Here is an 11,297-nt window from a genome sequence, read left to right on the forward strand (position 1 = left end):
TGTTCGCCCAGGTACACCCGACGTACCGATTCATCGGCAATGATGTCGTCAGGGCGGCCCGACGCAAGCACCGCGCCCTGGTTGATGATGTATGCGCGGTCGCAGATACCCAGCGTCTCGCGCACATTGTGGTCGGTGATCAGCACCCCGATCTTGCGCTCCTTCAGGAAGCGCACGATGCGCTGGATTTCGATCACGGCGATCGGGTCGACGCCCGCAAACGGTTCGTCGAGCAGCACGAAGCGCGGGTTGGTCGCCAGCGCACGCGCGATTTCCACGCGGCGGCGCTCGCCGCCCGACAGCGACATGGCCTGGTTCTCGCGCAGCTTCTCGATCTGCAGGTCGGCCAGCAGCGCATCGAGGCGCGCCTCGATCTCGTCCTTGGCCAGCGCCTTGCCGTCGATCTTTTGCAGCTCCAGCACGGCGCGGATATTGTCTTCCACGGTCAGCTTGCGGAACACCGACGCTTCCTGCGGCAGGTAGGACAGGCCGAGCGTGGCGCGGCGGTGGATCGGCAGGCTGGAGATGTCGACGCCGCTGATGTCGATCGAGCCGGCGTCCGACGGCACCAGGCCGACGATCATGTAGAACGAGGTCGTCTTGCCGGCGCCGTTAGGGCCCAGCAGTCCGACCACTTCGCCGCACTCGACCTGGAGCGACACGTCGCGCACCACCAGCCGTTTCCCGTAACTTTTTTGCAGTCCGCGGACGATCAGCGTGCTGCCACACTTTTTTTGTTCCATCGTTTATTGTCCTGGCGTTGCTGGCGCCGGCGACACGCGTTTGGCCGACCGGTCAAGCACCGTGCGTACGCGCCCCCCGCCCGGCTTGCTCTCGCCGGTCGGGGAATTCGCCGCCTTGAACAGCTCCCGGCGGCTGTCGTACGAGACGAATTCGCCCACGATTTCCTCGGTCACTTTCTTGCCTGCGAGTTGCGCCAGCCTGGCCTTCGAAAACAGCTTCACCACTTCGCTCTTGTTGTCGTACTCGATCCGCTCAGCCTCGCCTTCGACCCACAGGTCGCCGCCGTCGCGCTTCTGGCGGAAGGTGGCCACCCCGCCTGGCGCGGCATTGAAGACCACGTGGTCGTAGCCTTCGGCATCGGTGCGCACGGTCGCCTTGGCTGCTTTCATTAACAGCGTGCCGCGGGTCAGCACGACGTTACCGGTCAGGGTGGTGATCTGCTTGACGTCGTCAATGTCCACCGAGTCCGAATCGATCACGATCGGCTTGTACGAATCGGCCTTTTCGGCCAGTGCGGTGCCTGCGACAAGGCCGCACAGCGCGATGAACAGCAGTAATTTCTTCATAGTCGTTTTCTCGCTTGTCGGTTGTTCTTGCCCGGTTTTACTGCCGTGGCGGATAAGTGATCCGCGAACGGCTCTGGATTTGCACCTTGCGCGCCGCATTGTCGATGAACAGGCCGGTTCCCGTCATCTTCGAGCCGCCCGACACAATCTCCACCGGCTGGTCTGTCTGCATCTGGTCTTCTTCGGTGAACACCGTCAGCGCCTGGGTGCGCATGCGCACCGGGCGCGCATCCGGCGTCGCCTTGCGATCGATGTCCACGTCGCCCATGAGGTGCACCTGGGTGTTCCCGTGGTCGACCCGCGCCCGCTTGGCGCGGACTACCGTCTCCGGCTGGCCTGCGCCGAGCCCCTGCAGGAACGGCTTCTCGATCTCGGCCGAATCGTCGAGCGGGCGGTGGGTCAGCTTGTCGCCCGAGACGATGTAGCGCGGCTTGCCGTCCGGCGTCATGCGCACGAAGCTGAACTTCTCGACGATGTAGTCCGGCTCGTTCTTGAACGCGTCCGAACTCAGGCCCGGGTCGCTCTCCATCATCTGCACCAGCCAGAAGGTGCCGAAGGCGGCAAAGGTCGCCGCCAGCATGATGGCGGTGAGCCTCCAACGGTGCGCGGTTCGCTTGTGCATGGAGCCTTTAAGCGAAATAAGGCGCAAGCGCCTGTTCGTAGGTTCCCTGGGCGCGCATCACCATGTCGCACACTTCGCGCACTGCGCCGCGGCCGCCATTGGCGCGGGTGACGTAGTGGGCGCGATGCTGCACCTCGGAGTGCCCGGTCGGCACGGTGACGGCAAAGCCCACTTGCAGCAGCAGCGGCAGGTCGATCACATCGTCGCCGATGTAGCCGCACTGGTCGGCCGTGACACCGGTTTCCTCCAGCAGCGACTTGAACGCCACGCGCTTGTCGTGGATGCCCTGGTAGACGTGGGAAATGCCCAGGTCGGCCGCGCGCTTGACCACGATGGGCGACTGGCGCGCGCTGATGATGGCGGTTTTCACGCCGGTCTTGTTCAGCAGTTGGATGCCGAGGCCGTCCAGCACGTAGAAAACCTTGGTGGCCTCGCCGTCCGGGCCGTAGGTCAGGGTGCCGTCGGTCAGTACGCCGTCGACGTCGAAAATCATTACCTTGACTGCCGCTGCGCGGCGGATGTGTTCGAGTTCGCGCATCAGATCACCTTGGCGCGGGTAAGGTCGTGGATATGCAGCGCGCCGACCAGCTTGTCGTCGCCATCGACCACCAGCATCTGGTTGATGCGGAACTCTTCCATGATCGCCACCGCTTCGACGGCCATCTGTTCTGGGTGGACGCGGCGCGGGTTGGCGTGCATGACGTCGCTGATCGTGACCTTGGTGAAATCCTGCACGCGTTCCAGCATGCGGCGCAGGTCGCCGTCGGTGAACACGCCGACCGGGCGGCCTGCATCGTCGACGATGGCGGTCATGCCCATGCCCTTCTGGGTGATCTCGACCAGCGCTTCGGTCAGCGATACGTTTGCGGCCACCTGCGGAACCGCGTCGCCGCTGCGCATGACATCACGCACGTGCGTCAGCAGGCGCCGGCCAAGGGCGCCGCCCGGGTGCGAACGCGCGAAGTCTTCCTCGCGGAAGCCGTTCGCGTCCAGCAGCGCCACGGCCAGCGCGTCGCCCAGCGCCAGCGTCACGGTGGTGCTGGCGGTCGGCGCGAGGTTCAGGGGGCAGGCTTCCTTCTCGACCGCGATGTTCAGGTGGACGTCGGCCAGCTGCGCCAGGCTCGATTGCGGCTTGCCGGTCATCGCGATCAGCGGGGCGCCCATGCGCTTGACGATCGGGAGGATGGACAGCAGTTCGGCGGCTTCGCCGGAATACGAAATGGCGATGAAGGCGTCATGGCTGGTGACCATGCCAAGGTCGCCGTGGGCCGCTTCGGCCGGGTGCACGAACATGGCCGGGGTGCCGGTGGACGCCAGGGTGGCTGCGATCTTGCGGGCGATATGGCCCGATTTGCCGATGCCCGATACCACCACGCGTCCGTCGCAATTGAACAGCAGGCCGACCGCACGGGCCACACTGTCGTCCGATTCGAGGCGCGTCAGTACGGCGCGGATGGCGTCCGCCTCGATTTCGAGGGTCTCGCGCGCCAGTTGCATGGCGCGCTGGAGGGCGGTGTTATCAAAAGCTTTCAGCATTGTTTTTTCATGGGTTACACTCATAGGAGGCAGTATAAACGAATTGCGAAAGCAAAAAACTTGCCAGTCACAACAAACAACGATTTAACACGCTGAGGACCGGCAAACACGCATGCATTCTGGACTGGAACTGACCCTACTTTTACTTGGCAGCGCCGTCCTTGGCGTGGTCGCATTCCGAATGCTCCACCTGCCCCCGATGCTGGGCTACCTGGCCGTCGGTATCCTGATCGGCCCCCATGCGCTGGGGCTGGCTGATAATAATATTACAACACACACGCTGGCAGAATTCGGCGTCGTGTTCCTGATGTTCTCGATCGGGCTCGAATTTTCGCTGTCGCAGCTGATGTCGATGCGGCGCGTGGTGTTCGGGCTTGGGCTGGCGCAGGTGGGGCTGACCATCCTCGGCGCCATGCTGTTCGGATGGCTGCTGTCCATCCAGCTCCCGCCCCAATACAACATCAGCTGGCAGGCCTCGTTCGCCCTTGGCGGCGCGCTGGCAATGTCGTCCACCGCCATCGTTGTCAAGATGCTCACCGAGCGGCTCGAGCTGGAAAGCGCGCATGGCCGCAAGATCATCGGCATCCTGCTGTTCCAGGATTTGGCGGTGGTGCCGCTGCTGATCCTGATCCCTTCGCTGGGCAGGCCGCCGGAAGAACTGGCCGAAACGCTGGCCTGGGCCGCGTTCAAGGCCGTCATCGTGCTGGTGCTGCTGCTGTTCTTCGGCCAGAAGCTGATGCGCAAATGGTTCGCCATCGTGGTCAAGCGCCGCTCGCAGGAGCTGTTCATGCTCAACCTGCTGCTCATCACCCTTGGCGCGGCCTGGATCACCGAGCAGGCCGGCCTGTCGCTCGCACTGGGCGCCTTCGTGGCCGGCATGCTGATCTCCGAAACCCAGTACAAGCACCAGGTGGAGGAAGACATCAAGCCGTTCCGCGACGTGCTGCTGGGGCTGTTCTTCATCACGGTCGGCATGCTGCTCGACATACAGCTGGTGATCGACAACTGGTGGCTGGTGCTGGTGCTGCTCGGGGTTCCAGTGCTGCTGAAATTCGCGCTGATCGCGCTGCTGGCGAAACTGTTCGGCGCGCCCGATGGCGTGGCCACGCGCACCGGGCTGGCGCTGGCGCAGGCGGGCGAATTCGGCTTCGTGCTGCTGACGCTGACCGCCGGCGCCAAGCTACTCGACCCCTACCTGATCCAGCTGGTGCTGGCCTCGATGGTGCTGTCGATGCTGGTGGCGCCCTTCCTGATCGAGAAGTCCGACCAGATCGTCATGAAGATCGCCTCCAACGAATGGATGATGCAGTCGCTCCAGCTGACCCAGATTGCGACGCGCACGATGGCCACGCAAAAGCACGTGATCATCGCCGGTTTCGGCCGCAGCGGGCAAAGCCTGGCCACGCTGCTGAGCGACGAGAAGGTCGCCTACCACGCGCTCGACCTCGACCCGGAGCGGGTGCAGGAAGCACAATCGGCCGGCGCCAACGTATCGTATGGCGACGCGGCGCGCAAGGAAAGCCTGATCGCAGCCGGTATCTACCGCGCCAGCGCGATGGTGGTCACGTACGCGAATACGGCGTCGGCGCTGAAGGTGCTGCACCTCGCGCACGAACTGGCGCCGTCGCTGCCGGTGATCGTGCGCTGCCATGACGACTCCGAACTGGACATGCTGAAAAAGGCGGGGGCTGCCGAAGTGGTGCCCGAATCGCTGGAAGCGAGCCTGATGCTCGGATCGCACGCGCTGGTGATGATGGGCGTGCCGCTGCGGCGCGTGGTGCACCGGGTGCAAGCCGTGCGTGAAGAACGCTACGCCTCGCTGCGCGGCTACTTCCACGGTTCGTCGGACGAAGCGGACGACCCGGAACACAGCTTCGTGCGGCTGCATTCGGTATCGCTGGGGGACGGCGCCGGATCGATCGGCAAGCGCATCGCCGAGCTGGAACTGCACGAAGTAGGCGCCGAAGTCGCGCATCTGCGGCGCGGCAAGGAACGTGTAGAAGCCGACGCCAACACGCTGTTCGAGCGCGGCGACGTGGTTGTCCTGCGCGGTCCCGCCGACGCGCTGGAACGCGCGGAAGGCCGCTTGCTCAACTGACCTGGGTTTTGAAGATTAGTCGAACGAGACGACGCGGTTGCGGCCTTCGGCCTTGGCCTGGTACAGCGCGGTGTCGGCATGCGCCACCAGCTGGTGGGCCACGCCTTCCATTGCGTGGTCGCGCTCGAAGTCGTCCAGCGTCGCGACGCCGATCGACACCGACAGCGAAACCGTCGTGCCGCTGGACAGGTGGAACGGCGTGCCGGCGATGTTGGCGCGGATACGCTGCGCCACCGTGGTCGCGGAGTCGAGGTCCGCATCGATCAGCAACACCACGAATTCTTCCCCGCCAAAACGCCCCAGCGCGTCCGAGACCCGCAGTTCGGTCTTGATGCGCGTCGCCACCTCGCGCAGCACTTCGTCGCCGCCCTGGTGCCCATAGGTGTCGTTGACCTGCTTGAAGTGGTCGATGTCGATGTACATGCAGGAGATGCGGTAGGCCTGGCGCCGCGCACGCGCGATCTCCTCGATCAGGCGCCGGTCGATGTAGCGGCGGTTATACACGCCGGTCAGCGAATCGGTCAGGCCGATGTACTTCAGCATCTCGTTGCTGATCACGTTCTCGAGGCAGATCGCGATGATCGAACCCATGTGCTCGACGAAGTCGGTGCCCATCGACGGCGTGAAGCGCGCCGGGTCGAGGCTGCCGAGATTCAGGCTGCCGATCAGGCGCCGGTTGCGCAGCAGCGGCACCAGCGCGATGCTTTGCAGGCCGGCCGGCGGGTTCGGGAACATCTGCTGGTGCAGCGCGGGCGAGTAAGGCCCGAGCGTCGGTTTCGGCGGGCCGGTGAAGGCAGGGCTGCGCGCCGGGACAAAGCCCAGCGACGCTTCGCTGGCGACGAAATGCAGCTGCGGGAATTCGGCGAAGTCCACGCCCAGCACGTTCATCACGGTCTGGATGTCGGCTTCCTCGTCGACCAGGCTGAGGGTGACGATATCGAGGTCCGAGATCGTCGGCAGGCTGCGGAAAATCGTGCTGACCAGGTTGGAGAAGTTATCGGCGGCGACGATCTCGAGGTCGAACGCCTGGTGCCGGCGCATGATCTCGTGATTGCGTTCGGCCTGCTCCATCAGGTACGCCATGCGCGCGCGCAGGGACTCGTTCTCCGCCGCCAGATCACCCGATGTCGTGCCCAATTCGTGCATACCGTTCCCTGCCGCGATATTAAACTGCCGCCATCTTACCTGATATGCATAAATACTCAGAACAAAAGGTCGGCTTTCACTTCCTGCCCTACGTGCAGCACCTGGCCGGCGCCGTCGGTGACGATGCAGTTCATGCCGAAGCAGACCGCGTCGTCGAGCTGCGGTTTCTTGCGGTAAGACTGCATGACGTCGAGCGGATCGGGGCCGGGAATGCCGGTCTCCTGGTCCACCGACGGAATCGGGCAGCGCGGGCATGGCTTGACCGGCTTTAAGATGACCTCACCGGCGATGAAATTCCCGATGAAGTCTTCTTCGTATGGCTCCATGCCGTCGATGACGACGTTGGGACGGAAGCGGTTCATCGGCAGCGGGTCGCGCCCTGCAGCCGCCAGCTTCTCGTTCAGGTCCGCCAGCGAACTGGAACCGATCACCAGCACCGGGTAGCCGTCGGAGAACAAGGTTGGCGCTTCGACGTCGCCGGTCCACTTGGTGCTGGCATGGCGCTTGGCGGTGGCGTGGAAACGCACCAGCCGGCATGGCGCGCCGATCACCTGCGAGAACCAGGTGGCGGTGGTTTCGTCGCAGTTGTAGGCCATGACCGTGTCTTCCCATACCTTCACTTCGACCAGCTGTTCCAGCTCGGGCGGAGGCAGGTCGAGCGGAATCTCCAGCCGCAGCATGCCGGGCGCGCGCAGTTCCAGCGTGTCCATCCTGATGCGCGGAGAAACCAGCGCGAGCTGCGGGTATTCGCGCTGCGTGAGGAACTGGCCGTCGAGGCCGACCACCATCCATTCGCGGTCGTAGACGTTATCGACCGACAGGCCCGCGGTGGTCAGCGTGGCTTTCCGGACCGAGATGCCGGCGCAGGATTTGACGGGGTAGATGACGAGTTCGGAGATCGTTGGCATACGTTTCCCGGATATGGTTGTTCAGTCGCGCGTTAGCGGCCGCTTGCATTGTCGCGCATTTCAGACGCGATGCGCTCGGCCAGTTTGGCTTGCGCCTTGCTCGCGAAGGCCCGGCAGGCGCCCGCGTCGATGAAGGTGTTGTTCGCAGGCGTCCTGGCGGCCAGCCTTTCCATGATGCCTGAAGCGCCCGGGTGGGTCGAGAGCAGCACGTCGCACTTGAGCGCACCGACTTTATCGATGCTGGCCTTGAACAGCTTCGACACGTCGGGCCCGCCGTTGCCGCCGGTGTAGCGGTAGCTGCCCAGCGATACGGCGGTCATGCTGTCGGCGTAGACGACGTCGAGGCAGCGGCCGGCGTCGCAGGACTTCCACGTCCACGTCGTGCTGCCGGGCGTGTGGCCGGGGGTCATGTGGGCGGTGACGTCGATGGCGCCTGCCTTCAGGGTTTCGCCGTCGCGCACCGGTTCGACCGCAGCCACGCGTGGGTAGCTGAAGGCGGGTTCTTCGTATTGCGGGTCGTCCTTGCCGATCTGGCCGTCCATCAGCACCTTCGCGCCGTGGGCGCTGGTTGCCACGGCCGCACCGCTCTTGCGCTGCAGGGCCGCGATGGCTCCGGCGTGGTCGAAGTGGGCGTGGGAGTTGAGGATCAGCTTCACGTCCTCGAGCCTGAAGCCGAGGGACTTGATGTTTTGTTCGATCAGCGGGGCGGACTGCGGAAGCGCGCCGTCGAGCAGGACGTGGCCTTGGGGGCTGGTGACCAGGATGGCGGAGAGTTCGCGGGTGCCGACGTAGTACGTGTTGCCGTAGACCTGGAAGGGCTGCTGGGGCTCGTTCCAGGCTTTGCAGCTGGAGCAGGCGATGTTGCCGGGGTTGTGGGCGAAGGCTATTCCAGCTGCGCTGGCAAATGCTGCGAATACGATCTTAGCGAATACAGTCACAAACGTTCTCCTCAAAAAAGTGTACAGCGGAGCGGTGGAGCAGGGGTTTCGCCGCGATCTTATCCATTAAACCGCATGTATATCCCTAAGGCGTATGCGGAAAACCGGCGATTGATCGCTATTTCTGCCATAGTCCGGCCTCGACCAGCCGGCGAACCAGTGACGAGCGCTTGCCATGGCTCACCATGAAGCGGCGCAAGGCTTGATCGAAAACATTCCGGCTCGACACGAGAGCATAAGCGGCGGCGAGATCGACAAGGGCGCGTTTCGCTTCATCATAGCCGGACGCCGTGCCCCGTTCTGCCTGCCGATCGACCACTTTCCAGTGGCGATCAAAATCGGCGGCCAGCATCAGGAGGCGGGCCTCGCGTTGCTTGCGCTGTTCGGCTTCCTGTCGAGCGCGCTCTTTCGCTTCGCCTTCCAAGCGACGCCTTTCTGCTTGCTCGGCAAGCGCGCGCAGTTCGGCCACCTTGCGCGGTTTTGCGGGTGATGACTCTCGCGATCCGCTTGCCTTTAACCAGGCGAGATATTCCGACTTTACTCGGCGTTCGGCTTGTTGCGAAGCACCTTGCAATAGCAGGTCGAAGACAATCCTTGTCTCATTCCTGGATAATTCCGTCATCCACACTTCGACACTGTCATCATCGCGCCAGTAGTCTTCGACCTCCTGGCTACCTGCAGCCGCTGCGGTTACCAGGTCGGGATCGATGTCCAGAAATTCCGCCAAGGCTTGCTGTGCAAGCCGAAAGCTGGGACATCCCCGGCGGCAACTCCGGTTCAAAGGCATTGTCATCGACTTCACCGGCGCTGACGCCGGCCAGCCAGCCAAGATAGAGCGGGCGCCGGTCACCGCGCAGCAATTCGTCGCGCAATGGCGCCAGGCTTCCCATCCAGCCTTGGCCGGTCTCCATGCCGAAGCGGTCGTAATCCTGGCTGTCGTCCAGAGACCAATCGATGATCCAGTGCGTGTCCGAATCATCGATCGTCAGTGCAGATTCCGTCGCAAACCGCTTCACTTCGGCCTTGTTGAATGCGTCATGCGGCAGCCGCAGGGTCAACCGGCAACTGCACCAATTGGCCGTGTAGACGAAGGCATCGAAATAGCGCCGCATCCAGTGTGCCGGATCAGCCTTCAAGCCGCCCCAGTTGTATTCGTTGACGAAACTCGTCGCCGTGATCGTCGCCCGTGAAGAGCAGCAACGGAGTTCGGCCATTTCGTCTCGGGTTAGCGGCCGGTCGATGGCAACGAATTCGTAGTATTGGTACTCGCTCATGCTGTTTTAATTTCTGCCTGATGTTTTATGAAAGAAACCGGCCATCTTTGCCTATCGCCGCCATTTCGTTTATGGGGCAAAGCTCAGCGTCCCAGCACACTGAGCAGTACGCTGCCGCATCGCCGCTCTGGTGCGGTCACGTGCCATCGCTCACCGGCTTCTGCGAAGGCTTCCAGCTTCTGGCTTTGCCGGGCGTAGTCCCAGTTTCGGGCCGGTTTCTTGAACAGGCTGGCGTCCAGTTGGGCATGCGGGCCATAGCGATGCGCCAGGGTATAGGCCCAGCTGGTTTCGACACGCTCGATGGCATCGAGCACCAGCAAGCGCAACTCCCGGTCGAAGATGTACAGAGTCAGTACCTCTTCGAAGCGGGTTCCGGGGCATGGCTGGCACGGTCAGCCTCGAACGGAAGCCAGTAGGCGCCTAAGCGGTAATAGTTGATATGCCCAAGGTAGTGGAGCGCTTCGGCGCGGTTCGCGCAGACCAGGCCGCGCTGGATCAACTGGTCGAGCTGCTGCTCGTGGGTGAACGGGCGCTTGCGATACTTCACTTTTCCGCCGCTGGAAAAAAGTAACCCCCCATGGTGCGCAGATCTAACGGGATGCGTGGGGGGTGTTGTTGGACGCAATTATACGCAAACGGATGGCGTTTCGCAGCAAAAATCGGGCCGCCTGACCGCAGGCGAGGCTTTCAGCGCGCACCATCACGCCGTGACCTCGCCCAGCAGGCGCACAATGTCGGCCTCCAGCGCCTTGATTTCCCCCTCGACCACCGCCAACTCGCGCGGGCGCGCTCCGCCGGCTCCCGGCCTCATGCTTATACGTTGAACAGGAAGTTCAGCACATCGCCATCCTTGACGACGTATTCCTTGCCTTCAGCGCGCATCTTGCCCGCTTCCTTGGCGCCGGTTTCGCCCTTGTAGGCGATGAAGTCGTCGAACGCGATGGTCTGCGCGCGGATGAAGCCGCGCTCGAAGTCGGTGTGGATCACGCCCGCAGCTTGCGGCGCGGTGTCGCCCACGTGGATGGTCCATGCGCGCACTTCCTTCACGCCGGCGGTGAAGTAGGTCTGCAGGCCGAGCAGCTTGAAGCCGGCGCGGATCAGGCGGTCCAGGCCCGGTTCGTCCATGCCCATGTCGGCCAGGAAGGCGTGCTTGTCTTCTTCGTCCAGGTCGGCGATTTCCGCTTCGATCGCGGCGCAGATGGCGACGATAGGCGCGTTCTGCGACTTGGCGTATTCGGCCAGCTGGTCGAGCAGCGGGTTGTTGGTGAAGCCGGTGTCGGACACGTTGGCCACGTACATCGCAGGCTTGGCGGTGATCAGGCACAGCGGCTTGATCATCGCCATTTCGTCGTCCGAGAGGCCCATCGCGCGCACTGGCTGTGCATCGTTCAGTTGCGGCATGATGCGCTCGCACAGGGCTACCAGCTTGGCTGCGTCCTTGTCGCCCGAACGCGCTTTCTTCTGT

The 11,297-nt window shown here is 63.4% G+C and carries 14 protein-coding genes; 1 reads left to right on the plus strand and 13 read right to left on the minus strand.

The genetic code is table 11. The annotated features are described in order from the left end of the window. The 5 genes from lptB to D3872_RS21920 form a co-directional block, all read right to left on the minus strand. Positions 1-743, minus strand: a 743-nt coding sequence (gene lptB / locus D3872_RS21900) for an LPS export ABC transporter ATP-binding protein (protein ID WP_119812778.1), incomplete at its 3' end; no start/stop codon positions are given. Between the two features lie 3 nt (positions 744-746). Further along, positions 747-1,310, minus strand: a complete 564-nt coding sequence (gene lptA / locus D3872_RS21905) for a lipopolysaccharide transport periplasmic protein LptA (RefSeq protein ID WP_119812779.1) — start codon at positions 1,308-1,310, stop codon at positions 747-749. 37 nt (positions 1,311-1,347) lie between these two features. Beyond that, the gene (gene lptC, locus D3872_RS21910) at positions 1,348-1,932 is read right to left on the minus strand and encodes an LPS export ABC transporter periplasmic protein LptC (protein ID WP_119812780.1); all 585 of its coding nucleotides are present in this window, start codon (positions 1,930-1,932) and stop codon (positions 1,348-1,350) included. A gap of 7 nt (positions 1,933-1,939) precedes the next feature. Further along, positions 1,940-2,470 carry a KdsC family phosphatase gene (locus tag D3872_RS21915; RefSeq protein WP_119812781.1) on the minus strand — a complete coding sequence of 177 codons (531 nt, stop codon included), beginning with the start codon at positions 2,468-2,470 and terminating at the stop codon, positions 1,940-1,942. After that, positions 2,470-3,468: a KpsF/GutQ family sugar-phosphate isomerase gene (locus D3872_RS21920; protein WP_182915889.1), complete on the minus strand. Its 999-nt coding sequence runs from the start codon at positions 3,466-3,468 to the stop codon at positions 2,470-2,472. Before D3872_RS21920 ends, D3872_RS21915 begins: the two co-directional genes overlap by 1 nt. Before the next feature lie 112 nt (positions 3,469-3,580). Between D3872_RS21920 and D3872_RS21925 the strand changes: the two genes are divergently transcribed. After that, positions 3,581-5,566, plus strand: coding sequence for a monovalent cation:proton antiporter family protein (locus tag D3872_RS21925; RefSeq protein ID WP_119812783.1), 1,986 nt, complete (start codon positions 3,581-3,583; stop codon positions 5,564-5,566). Between the two features lie 15 nt (positions 5,567-5,581). Here the strand turns inward: D3872_RS21925 and D3872_RS21930 are convergent, their stop codons facing one another. From D3872_RS21930 to D3872_RS21955, 8 genes are all read right to left on the minus strand, one after another. Continuing rightward, on the minus strand, positions 5,582-6,712 hold the full coding sequence (locus D3872_RS21930) for a GGDEF domain-containing protein (RefSeq protein WP_119812784.1): 1,131 nt from the start codon (positions 6,710-6,712) through the stop codon (positions 5,582-5,584). Between the two features lie 56 nt (positions 6,713-6,768). Continuing rightward, on the minus strand, positions 6,769-7,620 hold the full coding sequence (locus D3872_RS21935; protein ID WP_119812785.1) for an MOSC domain-containing protein: 852 nt from the start codon (positions 7,618-7,620) through the stop codon (positions 6,769-6,771). Between the two features lie 32 nt (positions 7,621-7,652). Continuing rightward, a complete protein-coding gene (bla, locus tag D3872_RS21940) occupies positions 7,653-8,558 on the minus strand; it encodes a subclass B3 metallo-beta-lactamase (RefSeq protein ID WP_119812786.1) in 906 nt (301 codons plus the stop codon). Positions 8,559-8,676: 118 nt separating this feature from the next. Then, positions 8,677-9,285: a hypothetical protein gene (locus D3872_RS26120; protein WP_220476985.1), complete on the minus strand. Its 609-nt coding sequence runs from the start codon at positions 9,283-9,285 to the stop codon at positions 8,677-8,679. Beyond that, entirely contained in the window at positions 9,230-9,832 is a 603-nt protein-coding gene (locus D3872_RS26125) for a hypothetical protein (protein ID WP_220476986.1), read from the minus strand. The genes D3872_RS26120 and D3872_RS26125 overlap by 56 nt, the downstream gene beginning before the upstream one ends. Before the next feature lie 83 nt (positions 9,833-9,915). Next, positions 9,916-10,152 (minus strand): hypothetical protein, encoded by a 237-nt coding sequence (locus tag D3872_RS26130; RefSeq protein ID WP_502567905.1) that lies wholly within the window; start codon positions 10,150-10,152, stop codon positions 9,916-9,918. Positions 10,153-10,181: 29 nt separating this feature from the next. Further along, a complete protein-coding gene (locus D3872_RS26135; protein WP_220476987.1) occupies positions 10,182-10,379 on the minus strand; it encodes a hypothetical protein in 198 nt (65 codons plus the stop codon). Between the two features lie 266 nt (positions 10,380-10,645). Then, positions 10,646-11,297, minus strand: a 652-nt coding sequence (locus tag D3872_RS21955) for a DUF933 domain-containing protein (protein WP_119812787.1), incomplete at its 5' end; no start/stop codon positions are given.

The organism is Massilia cavernae, from assembly GCF_003590855.1.
GTDB classification, from domain to species: Bacteria; Pseudomonadota; Gammaproteobacteria; order Burkholderiales; family Burkholderiaceae_D; genus Telluria_A; species Telluria_A cavernae.

What these genes read in the sequence shown, in the direction of transcription:
- D3872_RS26125 (WP_220476986.1), bottom strand. Translation starts at nt 9,832, where the DNA reads ATGAGCGAGTACCAATACTACGAATTCGTTGCCATCGACCGGCCGCTA.
- lptC (WP_119812780.1), bottom strand. Translation starts at nt 1,932, where the DNA reads ATGCACAAGCGAACCGCGCACCGTTGGAGGCTCACCGCCATCATGCTG.
- D3872_RS21930 (WP_119812784.1), bottom strand. Translation starts at nt 6,712, where the DNA reads ATGCACGAATTGGGCACGACATCGGGTGATCTGGCGGCGGAGAACGAG.
- D3872_RS21935 (WP_119812785.1), bottom strand. Translation starts at nt 7,620, where the DNA reads ATGCCAACGATCTCCGAACTCGTCATCTACCCCGTCAAATCCTGCGCC.
- lptA (WP_119812779.1), bottom strand. Translation starts at nt 1,310, where the DNA reads ATGAAGAAATTACTGCTGTTCATCGCGCTGTGCGGCCTTGTCGCAGGC.
- D3872_RS21920 (WP_182915889.1), bottom strand. Translation starts at nt 3,468, where the DNA reads ATGCTGAAAGCTTTTGATAACACCGCCCTCCAGCGCGCCATGCAACTG.
- D3872_RS21915 (WP_119812781.1), bottom strand. Translation starts at nt 2,470, where the DNA reads ATGCGCGAACTCGAACACATCCGCCGCGCAGCGGCAGTCAAGGTAATG.
- D3872_RS21925 (WP_119812783.1), top strand. Translation starts at nt 3,581, where the DNA reads ATGCATTCTGGACTGGAACTGACCCTACTTTTACTTGGCAGCGCCGTC.